Origin of the sequence: Bradyrhizobium sp. AUGA SZCCT0160 (genome assembly GCF_018130105.1) — a bacterium.
In the GTDB taxonomy this organism is placed as follows: domain Bacteria; phylum Pseudomonadota; class Alphaproteobacteria; order Rhizobiales; family Xanthobacteraceae; genus Bradyrhizobium.
The window spans coordinates 1-24,682 of sequence record NZ_JAFCMD010000025.1 but is presented as its reverse complement, the minus strand read 5'-3'; the positions used below and the strand labels follow the sequence as shown (position 1 = coordinate 24,682).

Genomic DNA, 24,682 nt, shown 5'->3' with positions numbered 1-24,682 from the left:
TGTGCTGGCGTTCTCATACTCGCATCGGCGGCGTTCGCGGTGCATCCGGTTGCTTGCTCGCTGATCGTTCTGGCGGTTGCCGTCGAGCGGTTCGCGGAATTTCTATACCGGGCGGATCAGCCGAGGGCATCCTCGGTGCTGAAGGGAGATCGAAAAACCCCATGAGCTACGACGACTGGAAAACCCACAATCCAGATGACGACCGCTGTGAGTTTTGCGGCGTCGCGCCTTGGCAGTGTCGCGGCGGATGGCAGCCAGATCAGTGCACTGGCGACTGCCGCCACGGGTGGCGCGACCCGGATGCCGAATACGAACAGATGATGGACGAAGGATGAGCGAATTTCAGATTCTAGCCGACCGGCTTCTCCAGTTGGCTAACGACGAGGGCACGGCACAAATCCACGACGTAGCCTTGGAATTGGCTCGGCTCGCTCCTCTTTATGAGAGGAAAATTTCCGATGCCAAGCGTGAGTTGGCAAGAGAGGTGTTTGCCCTCCACGAGGATACGGTGGAGCGCTATCACGCTATTGCCGAGCGTGACCATGAGGGTAAGCAAGGAGCTTATGCCAGAGGCCGCATCACCGAGGCCAAGAGCATCGCCAAGGCCATCGGAGCGATATTGTAATGACGGTCTCACGCTCCCAGCCTAGCTGCGACGATCTCCGCACCCGCTGCGAAGAGCTTTTGGGCTGGAGCAAAACAGGCTTGCTTGCCGGCGGCAAGGGAGGCGTGGTCCGTGCGCTGGCTGAGCGCCTTAGACCAACCGTTGGCGACGTCTACGCGCTGAGCGTCGCTGAAGCCCAGACCAAGGACGAGGCGATGGCGTTTGTCGTCTCCCACGCCTCCCTGAAGGCTCGCATTGAGGCATTGGAGGCGGCGCTGCGGTTCTATGCCTGCGACGGCCATTGGATGCTGGATGGCCAGTGCGACCCAAATTCATCGCGGTTTGAAGGCCCGAACGTTGCCCGCGCCGCCCTGGAGGCCAAACCATGACGGACTTGCCCTCTTCCACTGGCAGTGAAAGACCCCGCGTTGTCTGCCGGTTCTCTTGCGGAGCGGCGTCCGCCGTCGCAACCAAGCTGGCGCTACGCAAGTACGGTCACGAGCGCGTCGAGATCACGTATTCCGACACTGGCTCGGAGCACCCGGACAACAAGCGGTTCATGGCCGACTGCATCCGCTGGTTCAATCACCCGATCACGGTCGTGAAGTCAGCGAAGTACGCAGACACCTGGGCCGTTTGGGAAAAGGAACGTTTCATCAAATCTATGCAAGGAGCGCCTTGCACTGGCCTTTTGAAGCGGGAGCCGCATTTCCCGTTTGAGCGCCCGACCGATATTATGGTGTTCGGCTATACCAGCGAAGAACAGCACCGCTTCGACCGGCTGCGCAAAGAGAACTTTGAGCGCACTATCGAGGCTCCGTTGATAGACGCCGGTATGAGTAAGGCGGATTGCCTTGGCCTTGTTAGTAGAGCTGGCATCGCGCTCCCGGCGATGTATCTGCTTGGGTTTCAGAACAATAACTGCATCGGGTGCCCTAAGGGCGGGCGCGGCTACTGGAACATGATCCGGAAGCACTTCCCGGTGCAGTTCGAGCGGATGGCTGCCCTACAGCGCCATCTTGGCGAGGGCTCCGCGTTCTGGCGCGAGCCGGACGGCACCAAGCTCACCTTGGACAAGCTCGACCCCAACCGCGGCGTGATGCACGATGAGCCAGATATTGAATGCTCCGTGATGTGTCACTCCGCTGAAATGCAAATCGCGGAGGCAGCAGAATGATCACGAGGACAGCCGACACGATCAGATTTGATATCTTCATGGCGGGCGATATTGCGCAGGCAAAGCATGTATGCCGCGATTTCTGCTTCTCGGTAGGCTTATGCGTAACCATCGAGCCGGTAGATTTCATCTACACGGGCGGCGAAGAGACCGGATTCCGCATAGGGCTCATCAGCTATCCACGCTTCCCAACCACGCGGGAGGCTTTGCACGAGCGAGCGTTGGCTCTGGCTGAAAGCCTGATGCACCAGCTTTTTCAGCAAAGCTATTCGATAGTAGGCCCGGATCAGACCGAATGGTTTTCGCGGAGGCCGGCAGATGTCTAACAAAACGCACCCCCGCGATGTTGCCCAAGGGGCTGGAGATAGCGGCGGCCTGACCGTCGAGAACATCGATCGAGATTTTGCGGAGTGGTCGAAATCACTGACGGTGGTTGACACCCCGTCCCGCAAGCACGTCTTCAGCCAGGGCTACGTCGCAGGCTGGAACGCGAAGGAAGCCCAGCCCGTTCAGGACGCCGGCAAGGGCGAGGCGGTGGCATGGCAGCGTCGGAATGCTGGGAACGATTGGACCATCATTCACGATACCTCCGATCAGTGCCTGCGATCATTGGAAATGTCGGGTTGGGAAATCCGCCCCCTCTACGCCGCGCCGCAGCCCGCCAGTAACGCCTACGCATCTCCAGAGTTCGTTGCCGATCTTCAGTACGAGGCCGGCATGTACAAGAGCCTGTACGAGAATGCTGTAGTTCAATCGTCGTGGCAGCCTATCGAGACGGCGCCCAGGGACGCGACGCCGATACTGGCCGCCAACTCCCGCCTCCCCGATTTGCCTCCGGTCATGGTTCGCTGGCTGGACGAAATGATGAACCCGGAAACGGGGTGGTGTGACGCCGCCACGGCGTCCGGAGATGCGCTGTATTTCAATAAGAACTACTTCGATCTTTGGATGCCCGCCCCCTCAGTGTCATCGACGGAGGGCAAGCGTGGGTAAGCTCAAGATCATCAAGAAGGCGCAGATGTTCTGTTCGTACCACCCACTTCAGGGTTTGAATACGCATTGGGTGCGCCAGCGCGCCGTCGATATTCGGGGCGAGCCCGGCACCTCGCAAAACAGGTTCTGGAAGAACGCCGTCAAGCACGGGTGGCGCATCGTTCGCGTCACTGTTGCCCTCTCCTCCACCACCCGAGGGCCTGCGGCATGAACGTTTGCAGCCGATACCCTTGCGGATGGAATGGCGTCAATTGCGGGATGCTGAATTGCGCGCGCAACCCGCAGCCATTCCAGTCGCAGCCTCCCGTTTACAACTTTCCGCCGATCCCTATGGGCTGCATCTGCCCGCCGACTAGCGAAAAAACCTGCGAAAATTCAATGTGCCCGCGCAAGAACCGTTCGCTTGCGACGGGTCAAGCACAGTCTCCGGCTCACCGAAACAGCGAGGCAACATGACGCTACTTTTCAAAAGCGGCGCTATCGAAATCTGGGCGGTTACCGAGTCCTATGGGGTCGATTATTACGTCTACGGCGTGATGGTGTCCGGTCCGCGCGTCTGCCCGTCGCTGGAAATGGCTCGCGCGGTGGCCTGCAAATGAAGCTGGCGCTTGACCTTTTCTGCTGTGCCGGTGGCGTCGCCAAGGGGCTGACTGACGCCGGATGGTATGTTGTGGGTGTCGATATCAACCCACAGCCGCACTACCCCTACGCCTTCATTCAGGCAGACGTGATGAACATCTCGTTCGCCAACTTCGGCTTGGTATGGGCTTCCCCGCCCTGCCAGGGCTACAGCGACATGCAGCACGCGCCGGGCGCCAAGGAGCATCCGAGGCTGATCGAGCCTGTCCGTAACAAACTCATCCGCGCCAAGGTCCCCTACGTCATCGAAAACGTCGAAGGCGCAGCGTGGGCGCTCCGGAATCCCATTACGCTCTGCGGGTCGATGTTCGATCTGGGCGCGCAAGGGTGTCAGTTGCAGCGGCATCGGCTGTTCGAATGCAGCTTCCCGGTCGAACAGCCGGAATGCCAGCACGAAGGCCCGGTGATCGGCGTCTATGGCGGCCACGCACGCAAGCGCGCGGCATCTGCCGGCGGCCGGGGCACCCGCGACGTTTGGGAAGGCGGGCACAGAGCCGCCGCGTCGGAAGCCATGGGCATCGACTGGATGACGCTCGCCGAGATGTCCCAGGCGATCCCGCCGGCATTTGCCGAATACATCGGGCGCGCAGCTCTCAGGAAGACGGACATTGAGATTTTGGAGGAAGAGGAAGACAGGCTGATGGCGGAAGACGCCGCCGAAGCGACGCGATGTCCCCTTTGCCGCACCTCACAGATTCCTTCGCAGGATCGAGCATGACTAAACTGCGCCACATCCGGGTCAGGTTGCCAGAGGCGAACGCTTTCGTCTCCGAGCATCACCGGCACCACAAGCCGGTTGTCGGGCACCTGTTCTCGATCGGCGCGGTGATGGGTGACAAGCTGGTCGGGGTGGCCATCGTGGGCCGTCCCGTGGCCCGCATGCGCGACGATGGCGTGACGGCGGAAGTAACCCGCCTCTGTACGGATGGCACCCGGAACGCCTGCTCGTTTCTCTATGGCGCCTCAGCTCGAGCTGCGTTCGCGCTCGGCTTCCAACGAATTGGCACTTACATCCTCGCCAGTGAAACTGGCGGGACACTCAACGCCGCCGGTTGGCGGATGATCGGCGAAACAAAAGGTGGATCATGGTCAAGACCGTCAAGAGGAAGAACCGACAAGCATCCGACACAGCCAAAGATGCTGTTCGAAAGCACCCCAACGACATCGTGAGCAGCCGGCCGGGATACGTCACGCTGCGATACGGCGTAGAGGTTCCGGCGGAGGACTACATGATGGCCTACGCGCCGCTTTCCGTGGTCCGCAAAGTATGTGAGCCAATCTGATGGTTGATGCAGAAGAACTGGCGAAGTGCTTCGATGCCGACGAACTGCGAGGCTACAAGCCGATCAAGAATTTCACGCGAGAGGAGCGCAGGGTGATAGCTGCTGCGCTCCGCGAACTCCGCGCTGACCGTCGCACCTCCTCGGTCCCGCGCCCACACGGAGAAACTTAATGACAAAAGCTAGTGACTGGGTGCCGGGCGACGCCGACTCGATGCGCGCCAATCAGGCGTTGAGCCAAGCCGCGCGCCGCTGCGGTTCTTGCGACTACTGGGAATTCGGCCATCGCAGTTATTGCAGTTGGGGATTTTTCCCAGGAGCGCTCGCGATTTCATCGGCCTACAAGGCCGGCGGCGAATGCCACGCCATGGCGGCGAGCGACGGCAAAGATTGCCCGACGTGGGTAGCGCGATCCCCACAGGAGAGAGAAAATGGCTAGCATCAGGCCAAGCGACGGCGAATATGTCGTCATCGATGGCCGGTGGTCCTTCAACCGATACGAAATTCGTCAGATCATCAAGCTGACGGAGCAAATGTATTTCTACAAAGGTGAAGGTTCTGGCCGGGAGCGCCGGTCCCGGCTCGATGAAGTGATCTTCAGCTCCGCCGACAAGGCAGCATGCGAGAAGTTGGCCGAAAAGCTGAAGTCGTCCGACGCCCTGCGTGACGACGAAGAGAGGAAATCTATCGCCCGCTGGGAGCTGCGGCGCGGTAGTCTGATCGGTAAGGCGTATGCCGCGCAGGCCGAACATCCTGTGGGAGCTGCTCCGACCCCCAACGAAAAACACCGCTGAACCCCGGCGCAGCGTCGCAGCCGGCGAATTTCGATTGGAATTTTCCCGCCTTCGGGCAAACAATGGGACACCATGAGCCGCTCACTTTCCAAGATCCGCGCGACCAGCCTTCCCAGGCGAGGCCTCTCTCGAGAGGAAGCCGCAATGTATCTTGGCATCGGCGGGACAGTGTTTGACGAGATGAGAGCTCGAGGCCAGATCGAGCCGCCGCGGCTGATCCGGGGCCGGAAACTTTGGGACATACGCGACTTGGATGTGGCTTTCGAGGCCCTTCCCCGTGAAGATGCGCCCGCAGTCGGGCAACCGTGGGAGGATGCCTGATGCCCCGGGGGCCCATGGCAAAACTTCCCTACGTCAAGGAATACACGGACGATTGCGGCATCCGCAGGCGGTACTTCCGCCGGAAGGGCTACAAGGGCGGGCCCCTGCCTGGTCCGATCGGCTCGAGCGAGTTCCTTGAGGCCTACCAAGCATTCATGGCCGGCAAGCCCGCGCCACTTGCTCGAGCTCGAGACGCCGCCGGCACGTTCGGCAGCCTGATCTCGAGCTATTACGCATGGACCGAGTTCACCAACCTCAAGCCAAATTCCAAGCGACTGTACCGCTATGCGCTCGAGCCAGTCCGGACGAAGCACGGCCACCGGGCACTAGCCACCATGACCCGGGAAAACCTGATCGCCGTCATTGAGAAGATCGGCGAGAAGGCTCCGGGGATGGCAAACCTCACCCGGGCGGTCCTGCAAAAGATGCTGAAGTGCGCGCTCGAGCGAAACGCCATCCGCGTAAACCCGCTGGCGCAGAAGGTCACGGCCTACAAGATCGGCACCCGCCACACATGGACCGATGACGAGCTCGATCAGTTCGAGAAACGCTGGCCTCTGGGAACCCGCCAGCGCCTCGCTTATGCCCTGCTTTTCTATACCGGCCAGCGCGGCGGGGATGTGGTCCGGATGCGCCGGAAGGACATCGCTGGCGGCAGGATCACTGTCACCCAGGAGAAAACCGGCGTTGAGCTCAAGATCAAGATCCACCCGGACCTTGCTCGGGCGTTCAAGGCTGGCCCGACAAAGGGCCTCAACCTAATCGGCGACGAGCACGGCCGGCCGATCCAGCGCGCGGCGCTGACGGGCCTGATCCGGGCGGCGGTCAAGGATGCTGGGTTGCCGGCAAAATGCGTCGCTCACGGTCTCCGGAAGGCGATGCTGCGGACCATGGCGGAAGGCGGCGCGAGCGCGAAACGGCTTGCCGCGGTCTCCGGCCATAAGACGACGAAGGAACTCGATCGCTACACCGCCGCGGCCGACCAGCAGACTTTGGCTGACGACGGAATCGCGTCAATGCCGATCAGAAAGTGAACGCGAAGTGTCTATTTCTATAATTCTAAGTGTCTAGTTAAGCGAGAAAGCCCCGTAGAATGGGCACAACTTACCAAACGACCTTGTAGACGCGTAAAGGTTAAGCCGCGGCTGTGCCGTACAATTGCGAGGGCCGGCATCCCGGGCTCAGCAATCAGTCCAATATCGGCGCCATTTGCCGGATCAAGGGCCCTGGCGCGATCGCAACCTTTTGCTAACCATAATGCGCCGGCCACCGCGGAGCGCAGGGGCAGTCAGTTCAATCGATCAGCTCGCTCGGTCAGTTCACTGGGCCTGTACGCCGATGCCGGCGGATTTGATGATCGGCCACCATTTGTCGATCTCGGCCTTCTGGAATGCGGCCAGTCCTTCCGGCGTCTGCTGCGCGCGCGGGGCGACGTCGAGCCCCAGCTCGGTAAAGCGTTTCTGGATCGCCGGATCGGCCAGCGCCTCGACGGTTGCCGCGTTGAGCTTGGCAATGATTTCCTTTGGCGTTCCCTTCGGCGCCCAGAAGCCGAACCAACCCGACATGTAAAGTCCGGGCACGCCGGTCTCATCCGCCGTCGGGATATCAGGCATCGAGGCGGAGCGCGCCACCGACAGATTGGCCAGCGCCTTGATCGCGCCGGCGCGGATTTGCGGCAGCGCCACAGCACCCTGCACAACCAGAAGATCCACCGTACCCGCGACGAGATCGGTCATCGCCGGCCCTGCGCCACGATAAGGAATAAACTGCACCTTCTGCTTGGTCAGGTTTTCGAACATCACGCCGGTAACATTGGCGGCCGCGTTCTGGTTGACGAAATTGATCTTGCCGGGATTGGCCTTCATCCAGCTTACGAGTTCGCCAAGCGTGTTCGCCGGCAGATCCTTCTTGGCGACCATCAGCTGCGGATTGTTTGATATCAGCGCGATCGGCTCGAAATCCTTTTCCAGATCATAGTCGAGCTTGTAGATGATGCTGCCGACATGGGTGTCCCATTGCCCGATGTCGAAGGTGTAGCCGTCCGGCGCGGCGCGGGCGACACGGCCGACGCCGATGCTGCCGCCGGCGCCGCCGACATTTTCGATCACGATCGACTGGCCGAGGTTGCTGCGCATCCGCTCGGCCATGATCCGGGCGGCGGCGTCGGTGGAGCCGCCCGGCGGAAAGGGAACGACGAGCGTGATGGGACGCGACGGATAGGTTTGCGCATTCGCATCCGCGACGCCGGCAATGACAAGCAATGACAGCGCCGCCCAAAAGGCTCTCATGACGTCTCCCCTCGTGTGTTAATTACCCCAACTTTTCGCCGGTGGTTGTTTTCGTCAGTGGATTTCAGCGGAACGTTTCAGCGCCTCTTTCAGTTTCTCGAGCGTGAAGTCCGGGCTGCGCGCAATATCGAGGATTGGCGTCTCGCGACGGCCGCAGAGTTCGGCGGCGTCCGGAATCTTGGCGGCGATATCGATCGGAATCACGATCGCCCCATGCTGGTCGGCATGGATCAAATCATCGGAATGCACCGTCATGCCGGCGACGCGCACTTCGCCGCCAAAACTTTCGGCATGCACCCAGGCATGCGACGGACCGATCGATCCGGCCAGCGCCTGGAAGCCCGGCGCCCATTGCGGGATGTCCCTGATAGAACCATCGGTGATGACGCCGAGGCAGCCGAGCGCCTTGTGCACGTTGCTCTGCACTTCGCCCCAGAACGCGCCGTAGCCGACGTCGGCGCCGTCGATATCCTGGATCACGGTGATGCGCGGACCAAAGCCGGTGCCGACATATTCATAATAGGCGATGCGGCGCCTTGCCTGCTCGTCGGCCGGAAGGCCTGATTTGAGCACCGAGCGGATCGACACGGTACGGGCATAGCCGACCATCGGCGGCAGGTTGGGAAACGGGCAGACCAGCGGCTTGGTGGTGTAGCCGATCAGCCGGCGCTCAGGCGCCACGATCTCCATCGCATTGCAGATCGTCGGCGTGTCGTAGCGGGCCAACGCTTCAAGCACGGAAGCCGGTAGCGGGGCGGAAGCGGACTGGGTCACTGCGTTTCTCTCCTGATTTTTGGGCCGGAATTCTGGACGGCCTGACATCGCCAAGCCCTATAGCCGAGATTGGGATCGAACCCAACTCGGCCAGCGCTCATGGCAGCTATCTTGGCAGCTATATCGGAAGTCGCGTGGCGGCTCAGTTCAGCCGCGCCGGTCGGTCGTCATGCTCGGCGTCGGCCGGAGCCGCCGGGAATACGGGTGCCGGACCGGCGGGTGCGGCGGCATCGGTGGTCGCAGCCGCCAGCGCGGCAGCAGCGTTTCGCTCGTGATCGCGATAGGTTTTCCAGCCCCACGGCAGGCTCAACAGATACAGCACGGTCCCGACCGAGAGAATGTACCAGGGGTAGCTCACGAGCAGCGCGATGAAGAACACCACCGAGACGAAAACCGGCAGCACCATTTCCGGCGGCACGCGCATGCGCACGGTCTTACCGGAAAGCACCGGCAGCCGCGACACCATCAGGAATCCGATCAGCAGCGTATAGAATGCGGTCAGTATCGCCGGCGGCTGCGGGACGCCCAAAAAGACCAGATAGATCGGCAGCATCACGGTCAGCGCACCGAGCGGCGCCGGGACGCCGGTGAAATAATTTGCCGCGAACGCGGGCTTGTTCGGATCGTCGATGCTGGCGTTGAACCGCGCCAGCCGCAGGCCGCCTGAGATCGCATACACCATGGCCGCGATCCAGCCGCCATTGCCGAGATCATGCAACTGCCAGAAATACAGCATCAGGCCGGGCGTGACACCGAAATTGACGAAGTCCGCGAGGCTGTCGAGTTCGGCGCCGAATTTCGACTGGCCCTTGATCATACGCGCGACGCGGCCGTCGACCCCGTCCAGCACCGCCGCGAACACGATCGCGGCGACTGCGAGCTCCATGCGGCCTTCGATCGACAGCCGGATCGCGGTCAGCCCGGCGCAGATCGCCAGCAACGTGATGAAGTTCGGCACCAGCATCCGGATCGGAATCGGACGAAACCGGCGGCGGCGCATTTCCGGAGATTTGGGATCGGGTGTCATCATGGCTCGCCAATATATAGCAAGCGCCAGCCTGCGCCGCCATTGTGGCGGCCGGCAGGCGCCTTGGCCATTCGGATGGTTAATCGGCGCGGAAGGTCCGCCCCTGCTCGCTGGCGCCGCCGAGATCGGCCAGCACGGTCTCGCCGGCCACCGCGGTTTGGCCCTCGGAAACCAGCGCTTTGCCGCCTTCGGGCAAATAGACGTCGAGCCGCGAACCGAACCGGATCAGGCCGAACCGCTCGCCGGCGCCGATCGTCTGCCCCTCGCGCACGAACGAGACAATACGTCGCGCCACCAGGCCTGCGATCTGGACCACGCCGATGCGGCCATGGCTGGCGGTCGAGATCACCAGCGAGTTGCGCTCATTGTCTTCGCTGGCCTTGTCGAGCTCGGCATTGATGAAGGTGCCGGGCCGATAGGCGATGCGGTCGATCCGGCCCGCCACCGGGCTGCGATTCACGTGGCAGTTGAACACGCTCATGAAGATCGAGATGCGCAGCAGCGGCCGGTCGCCGAGACCAAGCTCGGCCGGCGGCAACACCTGGGAGATCATCGAGACCCGTCCATCGGCCGGCGACACCACGACGCCTTCGCGCACCGGCGTGACGCGCACGGGGTCGCGGAAGAACAGCGCACACCATACCGTCAGGATCGTGCCGATCCAGCCGAGCGGCGTCCAGATCCAGAACAGGACCAGGCTTGCAAGCGCAAAGCCGCCGATGAAGGGATAGCCCTCGGGATGAACAGGCGGGATTTGCGCGCGGATGGAATTGGCAATCGACATCAAGGCTCACTATTGGCTGGCCCGGTCCCGTTGCTTCGGGATCGAGCGGTATTTCAATTATTCCGCAGCGGTGACCAGAGGATCCTGGACCGGCGGCGGGATGCGGTTGGGCGCCTCGTTGTCGTCGTCGATCTGCGCGAGCTTCTCCCGCGCCTCCTCGGCTTCGCGCTGCCTGTTCCACATACTGGCATAAAGTCCGCCGGAAGCCAAAAGCCGGGCGTGCGTACCGCGCTCGGCAATGCGGCCCTGATCCAGCACGATAATTTCGTCCGCGCCGACGATGGTCGAGAGCCGATGCGCGATCACCAGCGAAGTGCGGCCGCGCGAGACCCGTTCGAGCGATTCCTGGATTTCATGCTCGGTGTGACTATCGAGCGCCGAGGTCGCCTCATCGAGCACCAGAATCGGCGGCGCCTTCAGCACGGTGCGCGCGATCGCGACGCGCTGCTTCTCGCCGCCGGACAATTTCAGTCCGCGTTCGCCGACCTGGGTCTCATATCCCAGCGGTGACATCCGGATGAAGCTGTCGATCTGCGCCAGTTGCGCGGCCTCCTCCACCTCCGCATCGCTGGCGTCCCAGCGGCCGTAGCGGATGTTGTAGCGGATGGTGTCGTTGAACAGCACGGTATCCTGCGGCACCATGCCGATCGAGGCGCGCAGCGACGCCTGGGTGACGTTCCTGATGTCCTGGCCGTCGATCAGGATCTTGCCGCCGGAAACGTCGTAAAGGCGGAAAAGCAGCCGCGAGATCGTCGACTTGCCCGCCCCCGAGGGCCCGACGATCGCAACCGTCTTGCCGGCCGGTACCTCGAAGCTGAGGCCTTTCAGGATCGGGCGCTCGGGGTCATAGGCAAATTGCACGTCTTCGAAACGCACATTGCCCGAACCGACCACCAGCGGCACGGCGCCCGGGATGTCCTTGATCTCGGGGTTGCGCGACAGCACGCTGAACATCTTCTCGATGTCGATCACCGCCTGCTTGATCTCGCGATAGACCATGCCCATGAAATTGAGCGGCTGGTACAGCTGGATCATCATGGCGTTGACCATGACGAAGTCACCGACGGTGTTGGTGCCGTTGCGCACGCCGATCGCGCACATCAGCATGGTCGCGGTGAGACCGAGCGTGAAGATGACCGCCTGCCCGGTGTTGAGCACCGCCAGCGACGTGTAAGTCTTCACGCTGTTGTGTTCGTAGCGCTCCATCGAGCGGTCGTAGCGCGCGGCCTCGCGCTGTTCGGCGCTGAAATATTTTACGGTCTCGTAGTTGAGCAGCGAGTCGATCGCCTTGGTGTTCGCCTCGGTGTCGGAATCGTTCATCTTGCGGCGGATCTCGATCCGCCATTCGGTCGCGATGTAGGTGTAGTACATATAGATCACGACCGTGACCGCGGTGACCAGCACGTAGCGCCAGTCGAACTGCCACAGCAGCACCGCCATCAACAGCGACACCTCGACGATGGTCGGGATCAGTTGCAGGATCACCATCCGCACGATCACTTCGATGCCGGTGCGGCCACGCTCCAGCACGCGGGTCAGTCCCCCGGTCTTGCGCTCGAGGTGGAAGCGCAGCGACAGCTCGTGCATGTGCACGAAGGTGATGTAGGCGAGCTTGCGCACCGCATGCATCGCAACGCGCGCGAAGATGCCGTCGCGCCACTGCGTCAGCACCGCCATCAGCACCCGCACCGCGCCATAGCTTGCGGTCATCAGTAACGGCGACGCGATCAGCCACAGCGTCCAGTTCGACGGTTCCACCGGCGCACTGCCGTGGCCGTTGAGCGCGTCGATCGCCCATTTGAAGGTGAAGGGCACCGTCAGCGTCGCGAGCTTCGCGACCAGCAGCAGCACCATTGACCAGACCACGCGCATTTTCAGGTCGGCGCGGTCGCCGGGCCAGATATAGGGCCACAGATGCGCCAGCGTCCCGATCAGGGTAGCCTTTTCGAGGGGGTCGCTGGTGGCCAGTGGCGCTTCGTCGGCGCGCGAATCAGTGTCGGCCATGGATCAAGCGCCCAGAAGTCTGATGGCGCGCCCGTTCGCCGCTGCATGTTTTCCATTGATCGTCATTCTGCTCGTCATATAGAGCGTTTAAACGCCGCGTACAGCCTTGAAAGGCAAAACTTTCTCCGGTTTGCCCGTATTTCGGGTTCAAAACCACTGTGGCAGTATATTCTCGGACTTGAGCTTTTTACGCTGCAGTGCCACATGAATTGCATGAACCAAATCAAAACCGTCTGCGTCTATTGCGGCTCCGGCTCCGGCTCCAACCACCGTTTCCTCGAAGCGGCGACCGCTCTGGGCAAGGTGTTCGCCGAGAACAGTATCCGCCTGGTCTATGGCGGAGGTTCAGTGGGCCTGATGGGCGCGGTTGCCAAATCCGTGCTGGACCACGGTGGCGCCGTCACCGGGATCATTCCGGATTTTCTTGCGAACCGCGAGCGCATGAATCCGAACCTTACCGAACTGGTCGTCACGCCAGACATGCACGAGCGCAAACGGCTGATGTTCGAACGCTCGGATGCGTTTGTCGCCCTTCCCGGCGGCGTCGGCACACTGGAAGAGCTGGTCGAGCAGATGACCTGGCAACAGCTCGGCCGGCACACCAAACCGGTGCTGCTCGCCAACATCGACAATTTCTGGGAGCCGCTGATCGCGCTATTGACGCATATGCGCGCCAATCAGTTCATCCGCCCTGCCCTGGATGTCGAGGTGCTGAAGGCCGAACGCGTCGAGGACATCCTGCCGCGCCTGCGCGCCGCCGCAGCCCTTGCGCCCGCGGGCACCCAGGAGATGGCGCCGGACGTCGCGCGACGGCTTTAGGAGTTTGCGCTGTCATTCACTCGGAAACGTCGCCGCCTCGATGCGGTTGCCGTCGGGGTCGATGACGAACGCGGCGTAATATTTGACGCGGTCATGCGGGCGGATACCCGGTGCACCGTCGGAGCGGCCGCCGGCGCTCAGCGCCGCGGCGTGGAAGGCGTCGACGGCATCTGTAGTCCGTGCGCGAAGGCAGATATGGACGCCGCTCTCCGGCGCGACCGGCGGCATGCCGGCGCGCAGGTTGATCCAGAATTCGGGATAGGCTTTGCCGAAACCGATTGTTGCGGGGCGTGTCACCAGCCGCGTCAGGCCGAGCGCGGCCAGCGTCGGTTCATAGAAGCGCGCCGCGCGTTCGAGGTCGCTGACACCGACGGAGACGTGATCGAGCATGAATGAGCCCCAAGTGTTTCCACGTCATTGCGAGCGAAGCGAAGCAATCCATCGTGCGGCATAACGGATAGATGGATTGCTTCGTCGCTACGCTCCTCGCAATGACGATCGATGGAGTTGACGCCTAAGCCTCACACCGGCGCGCCTGATTTCACCAACTTGTAGACCACCGAATCCATCAGCGCCTGGAACGAAGCGTCGATGATATTGGGCGACACGCCGACCGTGATCCAGCTATCGCCGTTCTCATCCTCGCTCTCGATCAGCACCCGCGTCACCGCCTCCGTGCCGCCATTGAGGATACGGACGCGATAATCGATCAGCCTCAGGCCTTCGATGTATTTCTGGTATTTGCCGAGGTCCTTGCGCAGCGCGACGTCGAGCGCGTTGACCGGGCCGTTGCCTTCCGCGGCCGAAATCAGCCGCTCGCCGGCGACATCGACCTTGACCACCGCAAGCGCCACTGTGACGCGCTGGCCGTTGGAATTGTAGCGCTGCTCGACATTGACGTCGAACTGCTCGACCCGGAAATATTCCGGCACCCGCCCGAGCGTACGCCGCGCCAACAGATCGAACGACGCGTTGGCGGATTCGTAGGCGTAACCGGCCGCCTCGCGCTCCTTCAGTTCCTCGACCAGCCGCGCCAGTTTCGGATCGCTCTTTTCGTAGGGAATGCCGGCGCGATCGAGTTCGGCCATTACATTGGAGCGGCCGGCCTGATCGGACACCAGCACCTTGCGATGGTTGCCGACCAGTTCGGGCAGCACGTGCTCATAGGTGTGCGGGTCCTTCATGACAGCGGAGGCGTGGATGCCGGTCTTGGTCACGAAGGCGCTTTCGCCGACATAGGCGGCGTGGCGGTTCGGCGCGCGGTTCAGCATGTCGTCGAGCGTCCGCGATACCTTCATCAAGGTCGCCATTTTTTCGTCGGTGACGCCGATCTCGAAGGCGTTCGAAAATTCGTTCTTCAGCCGCAAGGTCGGGATCAGCGAACAGAGATTGGCGTTGCCGCAGCGCTCGCCGAGCCCGTTCAGCGTGCCCTGGATCTGCCGCGCCCCGGCGCGCACCGCCGCGAACGAGTTGGCGACCGCCTGCTCGGTGTCGTTATGGGCGTGGATGCCGACATTTCCGCCGGGAATGTGCTTGATCACATCGCCGACGATGGTCTCGACTTCATGCGGCATGGTGCCACCATTGGTGTCGCACAGCACGACCCAGCGCGCGCCGGACTCATAAGCCGCCTTGGCGCAGGCCAGCGCGAATTCGGAATTCTCCTTGTAGCCGTCGAAGAAGTGCTCGCAATCCACCATCACCTCGCGGCCGGCGGCCTTGGCGGCACTGACGCTGTCGCGGATCGAGGCGAGGTTTTCCTCATTGGTGGTCTCGAGCGCGACGCGCACCTGATAGGCGGATGCTTTCGCGACAAAGCAGATCGCATCCGCCTTGGCCTCGATCAGCGCTGCCAGCCCGGGATCGTTGGAAGCCGAGCGGCCGGGACGGCGCGTCATGCCGAATGCGGTAAAGCGCGCATGGTCGAGCTTCGGCTTGGTCGCAAAAAATTCGGTATCGGTCGGATTGGCGCCGGGATAGCCGCCTTCGACATAGTCGATGCCGAGTTCGTCGAGCATGCCGGCGATGATCTGCTTGTCATGCAGCGTGAAGTCGACGCCGTTGGTTTGCGCGCCGTCGCGCAGCGTGGTGTCGAACAGATAGAGGCGTTCGCGGCTCATTGTGGCGCTCCCGGCGCGGCCTCGGCCAGCGTCTTCTGCATCGTGGTATTGGCGAGCCATTCACCGTTGATGGTGACGGTGTTGCGCTGCATGGCGACGTAACCGCGCTTGAGGAAGAATTCCTGCGCGTTGTCGCTGACGTCAACCGTGAGAATCTTGGCGCCGCGCCCACCGGCGAGCTTTTCCAGCGCATCGCACAGCATCGCGCCGACGCCCTGCCCCACCGCACTCGGGTGCACATAGAGCATCTCGATATGCGAGGCGCCCTTCAGCGAAGCAAATCCGACCGGCGAATTCTGCAGCGTCGCGATCAGGGTCAATTCACCGGCCAGCTTCTTGCCGAATTGTTCCTCATCATCGGCCGCCGATGCCCAGGCTTCCTGCTGCGCCTCGCCGTAGTCATCCCCGGTCAATTCCTGGATCGCGGCAACGAAGATCGCCGCCACAACGGGGGTATCCGCCGCAAGAAACGGCCGTAGTGCGGGTTTGGGCAACGACTGTCCCATCGCTTCAAAACACTCCGAACAATCGCAGCACGAGCACGACCGCCGCAACGATCACGGCCCATTTGATGAAGATGTAGTAGCGCCAGTGTTTTGGGAAAGGCGTATCGGGTCTGGTCATCACGCAATCTCCCAGGTTGTCACGGGTTTGCCTTCCGCGTCCTTGCCGTCCTTGATGACAACGCCCATGGCGGCGAGTTCGTCACGGATCCGATCGGACTCCTTGAAGTCCTTTCGCGCCCGCGCGGCCGCGCGGTCGGCGAGCAGCCGATCGACCTGCCCTGCATCGATGCCGCTCGCCTGCTGTTTGCGTCCCTTCCAGTCGGCCGCGCTCACGGACAGGAAACCGAGCAGCCGAAGGGACGCGGCAAACTCGCCGCGTTCGCGCTCCCCCCCGGACGCTGCTGCGTTGCGCAGGCCGTGCAAGACGGCCATGGCCTGCGCCGTGTTGAGGTCATCATAGAGCGCTTCGGTCAGGGCCGGCGACGGCTCACCGGCGTCGGCGTCGGCTGCGATGGCGTACCAATCGTCCAGCGTCCTGGCGCTTTCTTCCGCCCCCTTGGTGGTCCAGTCGAGCGGCGAGCGGTAATGCGTCTTGAGCATGCTCAAGCGCAGCACCTCGCCCGGCCAATCGGCCAGCATCTCGCGGATCGTGAAGAAGTTGCCTGTTGATTTCGACATCTTCTCGCTCTCGAGCTGCAGGAAGCCGTTGTGCATCCAGACATTTGCCATGCGGTCGGAATGAAAGGCGCAGCAGGTCTGCGCCAGTTCGTTCTCATGATGCGGAAACACCAGGTCGATGCCGCCGCCATGGATGTCGAACTTCTCGCCAAGATGTTTCCAGGCCATCGCCGAGCATTCGATGTGCCAGCCCGGGCGGCCTTCCACGGTGATACCGGCCGGCGACGGCCACGACGGCTCGCCCGGTTTGGACGGCTTCCACAGCACGAAGTCGGTGTTGTCGCGCTTGTAGGGCGCGACGTCGACGCGGGCGCCTGCGATCATTTCGTCGAGCGAGCGCCTCGACAACGCGCCATAGCGCGGCATCACCGAGTTTGCGGCATTCATGGCCTGCGGCGAGAACAGCACGTGGTCTTCGGCGGCATAGGCAAAGCCGCCGGCAACCAGTCTCTCGATGATCGCCCGCATCTCCGGGATATGCTCGGTCGCACGCGGCTGCACGGTCGGCGCCAAGCAGCCAAGAGCCGAAACGTCGTCCTGATACTGCTGATAGGTGGTTTCGGTGACCTTGCGGATCGCATTGTTCAGCGGCACGCCGGGATAGTCGCGCGCGGCGCGCACGTTGATCTTGTCGTCGACGTCGGTGATGTTGCGTACATAGGTCACATGATCAGCGCCATAACGATGGCGCAACACGCGAAACAGCACGTCGAACACGATCGCGGCGCGACCGTTGCCGATATGGGCGAAGTCATAGACCGTCGGCCCGCAGGCATACATGCGGACATTATCGGAATCGAGCGGCGTGAACGGCCGCTTCTCCTTGGTCAACGTATCGTAGAGTCGTAATTGCATGGGAATCCCGTACCTTGCGGCCGGGCGTCCAGTGATCTCATTTTGAGAAAAGACGGCCTCAGCCAGCGAATCGCTAGCTAATAATCTCGCGGCAAATGCTGCAGATGGCGAGGAAACCGTTCATGGTTCCACCATGTCCCAGCCCGGGGGATGCCGTCAAGGCCCGCCTGCGGCCGTTTTTGAACCAAATTCGTCGCGGGACGCCCGGCGACGGGCTCATGGTTAATCATTATTAAGACTTTGGACTTATCTGAGAGGGGCGATCCCTTTTCCTTATTGGGTGCCCCCATGCGAATTTCAGCAGCATTTTTTACCAGCGCATTCCTGCTCACCGCCTCGGCCGCTTATGGCGACAGCCGCGTTTTCATCATTGCCAATCAGGCCGACGGCTACGGCATCGATCAGTGCCTCGCCAAGGGCGACAAATGCGGCGCCCATGCCGCCCGCTCCTACTGCCAATCACGCGAATTTGCTTCCGCAACCGCCTACCGCCGCGTCGATCCCGATGAAATCACCGGATCGGTACCGAGGGGCGGAAACGACAAATGTAGCGGCAGCGGCTGCGACGAATACGTCGCCATTACCTGCCAGCGCTGAACCGGATCGACGCGGCGGGCCGTTGCCGCATTGCCACACCGGCGCCGCGGAAACGACGTGACGCTGCCCCGAGAAGCAGCTATCAGATGCGGCCTCGGCCGCACCGTGCCGCCTGGGCCGCGCCTTTTCGGCTATAAAGCCGCGCGGATTCGTTATCGATGGCTGGATATGCCCCTGACGCTGACTGCTCCCTTCTCCCGGTGGATTTTGACCTGCGCCGTGCTGCTTGCTGGCATCGCCGGGACGAGTTCGGCTGCGATCGCACAAGCCGATCCCGCGCCATCGAATATGGACGCGCTCGCACAAATGCCCCCCGGAGCAGCTCCGCCTCCCCAGCAACAGGGCGCGCAAGCCAACCCGATCTGCATCCGCCTTGAAGGACAATTGGCGGCCGTCGACCGCGGTGCCAGCGGCGGCGATCCTGCCAAGGAAGAGCAAATCCGCCGCTATCAGGAAGCGGCGACCAAACAGCAGGCCGAGCTTGACCGCGTCACGATGCAAGCGAAGCGGATGGGCTGCGAAAGTTCCGGCTTCTTCTCGCTGTTCAACGGCCAGTCCGCACAATGCGGACCGGTTAATAACCAGATCCAGCAGATGCGCGCCAATCTCGAGCAGATGACGACCAGCCTCGAGCGGTTGCGCTCAGGTGGCATCGGCGGCGCCGACCGCGAAAACCAGCGCCGTTCGGTGCTGACGGCGCTCGCGCAGAACAATTGCGGCCCGCAATACGCCGCTGCCGCGCGCAACGGGGGCAGCTTCATCGACAACCTGTTCGGCAACAACACCATCCCTCCGCCGAGCGCCGATCTCGGTGCGCCATCCGGCACGTTCCGGACGGTGTGCGTGCGCACCTGCGACGGCGCCTATTTCCCGGTCTCGTTCGCCACCTACCAGGCGCGCTTCCAGGACGATGAGAGGACCTGCAAGGCGCTGTGCCCGGCAACGGAAGCATCGCTGTTCACCTATCGTAATCCCGGCGAAGACATCAACCAGGCGGTCTCGGTCAGCGGCCAGCCTTACTCGTCGCTGCCCAATGCGTTCAAATTCCGCACCGAGTTCAACCCGTCGTGCGCCTGCAAGGCCGCGGGCCAGACCTGGTCGGATGCGCTGAAATCGATCGACGAGAAAGCCGCCGCCGAACAGCAGGGCGACATCATCGTCACAGAAGAGAGCGCGAAGCGGATGCAGCAGCGCGCGATGCCTCAGCAGAAGACGGCCCCCGTCGCCAAGAAGGGCACGGCACCCGCAGGCACGACGGCCGCCGCGCCCGCTCCTGCAACTCCCGCGCCTGCCGCCGACTCAACCGGCGCGACGGACGAGAAGAAGCAGATCCGCACCGTTGGGCCGACCTTCATCCCGCCGAAGCAATAGATTCTTGTTTTGACGCGTTTTCTTCACGCGAACCGGTGTCCGCTTCGCTCGAAAACGCTCTACCCGTCGAACACATCAGCCGAGGCGCGCCCCGCGCGGGCGACCAGTTTTTCGTCGGGTGCCGGCAACGCCTTGCCGTTGTCGCGAAAACGGTTGGTGATGGGATAGCGGCGGTCGCGGCCGAAATTCTTCTCGGTGACCTTGACCCCCGGCGCCGCCTGGCGGCGCTTGTATTCGGCGATGTTGAGCAGGCGGTCGATCCGCGTCACCACATCGGCCGGGTAGCCCGCAGCGATGATCGAGGCCAGCGGCTCCTCGCGCTCGACCAGCCGTTCCAGGATGCCGTCGAGTATCTCGTAGGGCGGCAGCGAATCCTGGTCGGTCTGGTTCTCGCGCAATTCGGCGGTGGGCGGACGGACGATGATGTTGACCGGAATGACCTCGCCCGACGGTCCCAGCGCGCCGTCCGGCTTCCATTCATTGCGCAGGCTCGACAGGCGGAACACTTCGGTCTTGTAGATGTCCTTGATCGGGTTGAAGCCGCCGTTCATGTCGCCATAGAGCGTGGCGTAGCCGACCGACATTTCCGACTTGTTGCCGGTCGTGACCACCATCGCGCCGGTCTTGTTCGATATCGCCATCAGCAGCGTGCCGCGGGTGCGCGCCTGCAGGTTTTCCTCGGTGATGTCGCGCGGTAGCCCGGCGAAGGTGCCGGACAGAATCTTCTCGAACCCGTTCACGGCGTCCGCGATCGGCAACACCTCGTAGCGGAAGCCCAATGCAGTGGCGAGTTTTGCCGCATCGTCGAGCGACACCTGCGCTGTGAACCTGAACGGCAGCATCACGCCGCGGACACGCTCCGCACCGAGCGCATCAACCGCGATCGCCGCACACAAGGCCGAGTCGATGCCGCCGGAAACGCCGAGCAGCACGCCGGGAAAGCCATTCTTGCGGACGTAGTCGCGCAGGCCGAGAACGCACGCCGCGTAATCGCCCTTGTCGCCCTCGATTAGGGGCACTACCGGTCCATTACAGCGCCAGCCGTCGGCGCCCTTGGTCCAAACCAGCGTCGTGATGTTTTCCTCGAACGCCGGCATTTGCGTCGCGACCGAAAGGTCGGCATTGAGCGCGAACGATGCGCCGTCGAACACCAGTTCATCCTGCCCGCCGATCTGGTTCAGATACACCAGCGGCAACCCGCTCTCGGTGACACGGGCGACCGCGATCGACAGCCGCAGATCGTTCTTGTCGCGGGCATATGGCGAGCCGTTCGGCACCACCAGAATTTCCGCGCCGGTCTCGGCCAGGCACTCGACGACGTTTTCATATTCCTCGGACTCTTCGAGCCAGATGTCCTCGCAGATGGGGACGCCGACCCGGACTCCCTTCACCGTCACCGGCCCCGCGGCGGGACCGCGAGCGAACAGGCGCTTTTCGTCGAACACGCCGTAGTTCGGCAGATTGGCCTTGAAACGCAGCGCGGCGATGCGGCCGTCGTCAAGCAGCGCGCAGGCGTTATAGAGCTTGCCGTCCTCGACCCAGGGCGTGCCGATCAGGACCGCCGGACCACCACCCGCGGTCTCGCGTGCCAGTTCCTCGATCGCGGAGCGGCAGGCCGCCTGGAACGCCGGTTTTAGTACCAGGTCTTCCGGCGGATAGCCGGTGATGAACAATTCCGGCAGCACCAGCAGATCAGCGCCGTCGGCTTTCGCCTGCTCACGCGCGGCGCGCGCTTTCGCGGCGTTGCCGGGGACATCGCCCACGGTCGGGTTCAACTGCGCCAGCGTAATTGTGAATTTCGGTTCGCTCATATGCCAATGGTGCCCTGCACACGCCGAAACTTCAATCGCCGCCTTTAGAACGCGCCTATGCGTTCGGCGATGGCAAACAGCCAGAAGGCGCCGGACATCAACAGCGCCACGCCGACCGCGGCCGATCCCATGTCCTTGACCCGCCCGATCTGCGGATCATGGTCGGTGGTGAGCCGGTCGGCGAGCTTTTCGATCGCGGTGTTGAGAATCTCGACGACGAGGACGAACGCCACCGCCGCGACCAGTTCGACCCGGCGCATCACGCTGGCGCCGACCAGCCAGGCCAGCGGCACCGACAGCGCCAGCGCAAACAGTTCCTCGCGGACGGCCTGCTCCGAGCGGATCGCAAAAGCGAGGCCGTTACGCGTGTTAATCGTGGCGCGCCAGAGTCGCAGCAAGTCAGAAACCCGCTGCAGCCGGTATCGGTTTGACCTTGCCGGCGCGTTCCTGCTTGAGCAGTTCGGCGATCAAGAAGGCCATGTCGATCGATTGTTCGGCGTTCAGACGGGGATCGCAGACCGTGTGATAGCGGTCGTTGAGATCCTCGTCGGTGATGGCGCGGGCACCGCCAATGCACTCGGTGACGTCCTGCCCGGTCATTTCCAGGTGAATGCCGCCGGCGTGGGTGCCTTCCGCCTGATGGATGGCGAAGAACGATTTCACTTCCGACAATATCCGGTCGAACGGGCGGGTCTTGTAGCCCGAATTCGAGCTGATGGTATTGCCGTGCATCGGATCGCACGACCAGACCACGACGCGCCCTTCCCGCTGCACGCTGCGGATCAACGGCGCCAGATGATCGCCGACCTTGTCCGAGCCGAAGCGGTTGATCAGCGTCAGCCGTCCGGGCTCGTTGTCCGGATTGAGGATGTCGATCAGCTTCAGCAGTTCATCGGGCTTGAGCGACGGGCCGCATTTGAGGCCGATCGGGTTCTTGATGCCGCGGAAATATTCGACATGGCCGTGGTCGAGCTGGCGGGTGCGGTCGCCGATCCAGATGAAGTGGCCGGAGGTCGCGTACCAGTCGCCGGTGGTGGAATCGACGCGGGTAAAGGCCTGCTCGTAGCCCAGCAGCAGCGCCTCGTGGCTGGTGTAGAAATCGGTGGCGCGAAGCTCGGGGTGGCTTTCGAGATCGAGGCCGCAGGCGCGCATGAAATTCAGCGCGTCCGAAATACGATCGGCCAGTTCCTTGTAGCGGCGGGACTGTGGCGAATCCTTCAGGAAGCCGAGCATCCACTGATGCACACTGCCGAGATTGGCAAAGCCGCCGGTCGCAAACGCGCGGAGCAGGTTGAGCGTCGCCGCCGACTGCCGATAGGCCATCAGCTGGCGCTGCGGATCGGGGATGCGCGCCTCGGGCGTGAACGCGATGTCGTTGATGATGTCGCCGCGATAGCTCGGCAGCTCGACGCCATTGATCTTCTCGGTGTTCGACGAGCGCGGTTTTGCGAACTGTCCGGCGATGCGGCCGACCTTCACGACCGGCAGCGCGCCGGCATAGGTGAGAACGACGGCCATCTGCAGCAGCACGCGGAAAAAGTCGCGGATGTTGTTGGCGCCGTGCTCGGCAAAGCTCTCGGCGCAATCGCCGCCCTGCAGCAGGAAGGCTTCGCCGGCGGCGACGCGCGCCAGCGACTTCTTCAGATTGCGGGCTTCACCGGCGAACACCAGCGGCGGAAAGGTAGCCAACTGCGCCTCGACATCAGCCAACACCTTGGCATCGGGATAATCGGGCACCTGCAGCACCGGTTTGGCGCGCCAGCTATCGGGTGTCCACCGCTCGGACATGACGTTAACTCCTGAGCAAAAACCGCGACTTACCCGCGGTTACGAAGGGCCGGGTTATACACAGGGCGATGGCCAACCGCCATTAGATTTCCACCTGTCCAGTCAAGCCCTTGCAGCAAAAGCCGAATTCGCATTTGTTAGGGCCAAATCGCGAAAAGCGAGGAAGGAAATCGCGGGTGGCCGAGCTGGGGCTGGACGACGTATTCATCGACGATATCACGCTTCCCGCGGCGGATGGCTATCCGCTGGGGGCGACGCTGTTTTTGCCGCGCGGGACCAAGCGCCACGCCGTGTTGATCAATTCGGCGACCGCGGTCCACCGCAAGGTCTATCGCGGCTTTGCCGGCTACCTCGCCAAGCGCGGCTGCGCGGTGCTGACCTATGACTACCGCGGCACCGGCGGTAGCAGGCAGAAATCGATGACCGGCTACAACCAGCCGAAATCGCTGGTCGGCTTCAAGGCCTCGATGTCGGACTGGGCCGCGCAGGATGTGACCTCCGCGGTGGCCTGGATGCGTGAGCGCTACAAGGCGCTGCCGTTTGCCTATGTCGGGCATTCCTTTGGCGGCCAGGCGCTGGGCCTGCTGCCCAACAACACCGAGATCTCGCGCGCGCTGTTCATCGCAGCACAAGCCGGCACCTGGAAACTGATCGCGGTGCCCGAGCGCTATCGCGTCTATGCGATGCTCAATGCCGCGGTCCCCCTCACCCGCGCGTTCGGCTACACGCCGGGCTGGCTCGGGCTCGGCATGGACATGCCGAAGGATGTGTTCCTGCAATGGGTCTCCTGGGTGATGAGCCCGCGCTACATGTTCGACGACAAGAATCTGGCGGCCTTGCAAAATTTTCCGAACTACAAAGGCGCGTTGCGCGCGCTGTGCATGTCTGACGATCCCTGGGCGACGCGGCCGGCGGTGGAGTTGCTGTGCTCGGGATTTACGGCCGCCAAACCCGAGATCATCACGGTGACGCCAAAGGACACCGGCGCCAGCCGGATCGGCCATTTTGGTTTCTTCCGCCCCGAGCATCGCGACACGCTGTGGCGCGGGGCGGCGGAATGGATCGAGGCGGCGGAGTAGCGCGTTGCTGTCGTCCCGGCCACTCGTCGTCCCGGCCTTGAGCCGGGACCCATACTCCGCGGCGGACATTGCTTGAAGAAGATCTCTAACGCCGGCGCTCTATCCGATGGGCCGCGGCGTATGGGTCCCGGCTCAAGGCCGGGACGACGTGGATGGGTCATCGCAAACGCACCTTCGCCTTCTCGCGACGCATTGCGCCCGAGCTTTGCCAAAAACTCCTTGCCCTCGAAAACTGAGGGCGCAGGGAAGACCGGGTGCGCGCTGCACCCGCGGTCTCGTGTGCGAATAGTGCAAAGAAAGCTGCACACGAGCATACAGGGCAGCGGAGAACACCCGGCCTTCCCTGCGCAATGGCTTTACGGCTTATGCCGTG

Annotated in this window: 29 protein-coding genes; 17 read left to right on the top strand and 12 right to left on the bottom strand. The window is 62.6% G+C overall.

Going from position 1 to position 24,682, the window contains the following annotated elements; genetic code table 11:
• Nucleotides 1-161: 161 nt before the first annotated feature.
• The 13 genes from JQ558_RS30565 (at nt 162) to JQ558_RS30505 (ending at nt 6,842) form a co-directional block, all read left to right on the top strand.
• Complete coding sequence (locus JQ558_RS30565; RefSeq protein ID WP_212296095.1) at nt 162-335, top strand: hypothetical protein; 174 nt, start codon at nt 162-164, stop codon at nt 333-335.
• Nucleotides 332-625 (top strand): hypothetical protein, encoded by a 294-nt coding sequence (locus tag JQ558_RS30560; RefSeq protein WP_212296094.1) that lies wholly within the window; start codon nt 332-334, stop codon nt 623-625. Before JQ558_RS30565 ends, JQ558_RS30560 begins: the two co-directional genes overlap by 4 nt.
• The gene (locus tag JQ558_RS30555; protein ID WP_212296093.1) at nt 625-993 is read left to right on the top strand and encodes a hypothetical protein; all 369 of its coding nucleotides are present in this window, start codon (nt 625-627) and stop codon (nt 991-993) included. Before JQ558_RS30560 ends, JQ558_RS30555 begins: the two co-directional genes overlap by 1 nt.
• Nucleotides 990-1,781, top strand: a complete 792-nt coding sequence (locus tag JQ558_RS30550) for a hypothetical protein (protein WP_212296092.1) — start codon at nt 990-992, stop codon at nt 1,779-1,781. The genes JQ558_RS30555 and JQ558_RS30550 overlap by 4 nt, the downstream gene beginning before the upstream one ends.
• The gene (locus tag JQ558_RS30545) at nt 1,778-2,107 is read left to right on the top strand and encodes a hypothetical protein (RefSeq protein WP_212296091.1); all 330 of its coding nucleotides are present in this window, start codon (nt 1,778-1,780) and stop codon (nt 2,105-2,107) included. Before JQ558_RS30550 ends, JQ558_RS30545 begins: the two co-directional genes overlap by 4 nt.
• On the top strand, nt 2,100-2,774 hold the full coding sequence (locus JQ558_RS30540; RefSeq protein WP_212296090.1) for a hypothetical protein: 675 nt from the start codon (nt 2,100-2,102) through the stop codon (nt 2,772-2,774). The genes JQ558_RS30545 and JQ558_RS30540 overlap by 8 nt, the downstream gene beginning before the upstream one ends.
• The gene (locus JQ558_RS30535) at nt 2,767-2,985 is read left to right on the top strand and encodes a hypothetical protein (RefSeq protein ID WP_212296089.1); all 219 of its coding nucleotides are present in this window, start codon (nt 2,767-2,769) and stop codon (nt 2,983-2,985) included. Before JQ558_RS30540 ends, JQ558_RS30535 begins: the two co-directional genes overlap by 8 nt.
• A gap of 241 nt (nt 2,986-3,226) precedes the next feature.
• Nucleotides 3,227-3,373, top strand: a complete 147-nt coding sequence (locus tag JQ558_RS30530; RefSeq protein ID WP_212296088.1) for a hypothetical protein — start codon at nt 3,227-3,229, stop codon at nt 3,371-3,373.
• The gene (locus JQ558_RS30525) at nt 3,370-4,131 is read left to right on the top strand and encodes a DNA cytosine methyltransferase (RefSeq protein WP_212296087.1); all 762 of its coding nucleotides are present in this window, start codon (nt 3,370-3,372) and stop codon (nt 4,129-4,131) included. The genes JQ558_RS30530 and JQ558_RS30525 overlap by 4 nt, the downstream gene beginning before the upstream one ends.
• On the top strand, nt 4,128-4,583 hold the full coding sequence (locus tag JQ558_RS37535) for an XF1762 family protein (RefSeq protein ID WP_249142713.1): 456 nt from the start codon (nt 4,128-4,130) through the stop codon (nt 4,581-4,583). Before JQ558_RS30525 ends, JQ558_RS37535 begins: the two co-directional genes overlap by 4 nt.
• Before the next feature lie 282 nt (nt 4,584-4,865).
• Nucleotides 4,866-5,132 (top strand): hypothetical protein, encoded by a 267-nt coding sequence (locus JQ558_RS30515; protein WP_212296086.1) that lies wholly within the window; start codon nt 4,866-4,868, stop codon nt 5,130-5,132.
• The gene (locus JQ558_RS30510) at nt 5,125-5,487 is read left to right on the top strand and encodes a hypothetical protein (RefSeq protein WP_212296085.1); all 363 of its coding nucleotides are present in this window, start codon (nt 5,125-5,127) and stop codon (nt 5,485-5,487) included. Before JQ558_RS30515 ends, JQ558_RS30510 begins: the two co-directional genes overlap by 8 nt.
• Nucleotides 5,488-5,822: 335 nt before the next feature.
• Nucleotides 5,823-6,842, top strand: coding sequence for a tyrosine-type recombinase/integrase (locus JQ558_RS30505; RefSeq protein ID WP_212296084.1), 1,020 nt, complete (start codon nt 5,823-5,825; stop codon nt 6,840-6,842).
• A 285-nt stretch (nt 6,843-7,127) separates the two neighbouring features.
• Here JQ558_RS30505 and JQ558_RS30500 read toward each other — a convergent pair whose 3' ends face one another.
• The 5 genes from JQ558_RS30500 to JQ558_RS30480 all read right to left on the bottom strand — a co-directional run bounded on the left by JQ558_RS30500 (nt 7,128) and on the right by JQ558_RS30480 (nt 12,685).
• Nucleotides 7,128-8,096, bottom strand: a complete 969-nt coding sequence (locus JQ558_RS30500; protein WP_212207364.1) for a tripartite tricarboxylate transporter substrate-binding protein — start codon at nt 8,094-8,096, stop codon at nt 7,128-7,130.
• Nucleotides 8,097-8,150: 54 nt separating this feature from the next.
• Nucleotides 8,151-8,918 carry an RraA family protein gene (locus tag JQ558_RS30495; protein ID WP_249119173.1) on the bottom strand — a complete coding sequence of 256 codons (768 nt, stop codon included), beginning with the start codon at nt 8,916-8,918 and terminating at the stop codon, nt 8,151-8,153.
• Between the two features lie 94 nt (nt 8,919-9,012).
• On the bottom strand, nt 9,013-9,897 hold the full coding sequence (locus JQ558_RS30490) for a phosphatidylcholine/phosphatidylserine synthase (RefSeq protein WP_212207424.1): 885 nt from the start codon (nt 9,895-9,897) through the stop codon (nt 9,013-9,015).
• 79 nt (nt 9,898-9,976) lie between these two features.
• Nucleotides 9,977-10,681, bottom strand: coding sequence for a phosphatidylserine decarboxylase (locus JQ558_RS30485; protein WP_212207363.1), 705 nt, complete (start codon nt 10,679-10,681; stop codon nt 9,977-9,979).
• A 57-nt stretch (nt 10,682-10,738) separates the two neighbouring features.
• Complete coding sequence (locus JQ558_RS30480) at nt 10,739-12,685, bottom strand: ABC transporter ATP-binding protein/permease (protein WP_212207362.1); 1,947 nt, start codon at nt 12,683-12,685, stop codon at nt 10,739-10,741.
• A 213-nt stretch (nt 12,686-12,898) separates the two neighbouring features.
• Here JQ558_RS30480 and JQ558_RS30475 point away from each other — a divergent pair, with 213 nt between their 5' ends.
• On the top strand, nt 12,899-13,504 hold the full coding sequence (locus tag JQ558_RS30475) for a TIGR00730 family Rossman fold protein (protein WP_212207361.1): 606 nt from the start codon (nt 12,899-12,901) through the stop codon (nt 13,502-13,504).
• Between the two features lie 12 nt (nt 13,505-13,516).
• Here JQ558_RS30475 and JQ558_RS30470 read toward each other — a convergent pair whose 3' ends face one another.
• The 4 genes from JQ558_RS30470 to cysS all read right to left on the bottom strand — a co-directional run bounded on the left by JQ558_RS30470 (nt 13,517) and on the right by cysS (nt 17,663).
• The gene (locus JQ558_RS30470; RefSeq protein ID WP_212276202.1) at nt 13,517-13,894 is read right to left on the bottom strand and encodes a VOC family protein; all 378 of its coding nucleotides are present in this window, start codon (nt 13,892-13,894) and stop codon (nt 13,517-13,519) included.
• A gap of 131 nt (nt 13,895-14,025) precedes the next feature.
• Complete coding sequence (gene cimA / locus JQ558_RS30465; protein WP_212207359.1) at nt 14,026-15,624, bottom strand: citramalate synthase; 1,599 nt, start codon at nt 15,622-15,624, stop codon at nt 14,026-14,028.
• Nucleotides 15,621-16,130, bottom strand: a complete 510-nt coding sequence (locus JQ558_RS30460) for a GNAT family N-acetyltransferase (RefSeq protein ID WP_212207358.1) — start codon at nt 16,128-16,130, stop codon at nt 15,621-15,623. Before JQ558_RS30460 ends, cimA begins: the two co-directional genes overlap by 4 nt.
• 117 nt (nt 16,131-16,247) lie before the next feature.
• A complete protein-coding gene (gene cysS, locus JQ558_RS30455) occupies nt 16,248-17,663 on the bottom strand; it encodes a cysteine--tRNA ligase (protein WP_212296083.1) in 1,416 nt (471 codons plus the stop codon).
• Nucleotides 17,664-17,951: 288 nt separating this feature from the next.
• Between cysS and JQ558_RS30450 the strand changes: the two genes are divergently transcribed.
• Nucleotides 17,952-18,260, top strand: coding sequence for a hypothetical protein (locus JQ558_RS30450; protein WP_212296082.1), 309 nt, complete (start codon nt 17,952-17,954; stop codon nt 18,258-18,260).
• A gap of 168 nt (nt 18,261-18,428) precedes the next feature.
• Complete coding sequence (locus tag JQ558_RS30445) at nt 18,429-19,631, top strand: DUF2865 domain-containing protein (protein WP_212207355.1); 1,203 nt, start codon at nt 18,429-18,431, stop codon at nt 19,629-19,631.
• A gap of 59 nt (nt 19,632-19,690) precedes the next feature.
• On the opposite strand, the gene JQ558_RS30440 is transcribed toward JQ558_RS30445, so the two are convergent.
• The 3 genes from JQ558_RS30440 to JQ558_RS30430 are packed head-to-tail and all read right to left on the bottom strand — an operon-like array spanning nt 19,691 to nt 23,230.
• Complete coding sequence (locus JQ558_RS30440) at nt 19,691-21,442, bottom strand: NAD+ synthase (protein WP_212296081.1); 1,752 nt, start codon at nt 21,440-21,442, stop codon at nt 19,691-19,693.
• A gap of 44 nt (nt 21,443-21,486) precedes the next feature.
• On the bottom strand, nt 21,487-21,840 hold the full coding sequence (locus tag JQ558_RS30435; protein ID WP_212207353.1) for a diacylglycerol kinase: 354 nt from the start codon (nt 21,838-21,840) through the stop codon (nt 21,487-21,489).
• Between the two features lies 1 nt (nt 21,841).
• Nucleotides 21,842-23,230, bottom strand: coding sequence for a class II 3-deoxy-7-phosphoheptulonate synthase (locus JQ558_RS30430; RefSeq protein ID WP_212207352.1), 1,389 nt, complete (start codon nt 23,228-23,230; stop codon nt 21,842-21,844).
• A 176-nt stretch (nt 23,231-23,406) separates the two neighbouring features.
• Here JQ558_RS30430 and JQ558_RS30425 point away from each other — a divergent pair, with 176 nt between their 5' ends.
• Entirely contained in the window at nt 23,407-24,309 is a 903-nt protein-coding gene (locus JQ558_RS30425; protein ID WP_212296080.1) for an alpha/beta fold hydrolase, read from the top strand.
• The last annotated feature ends 373 nt before the right edge of the window (nt 24,310-24,682 follow it).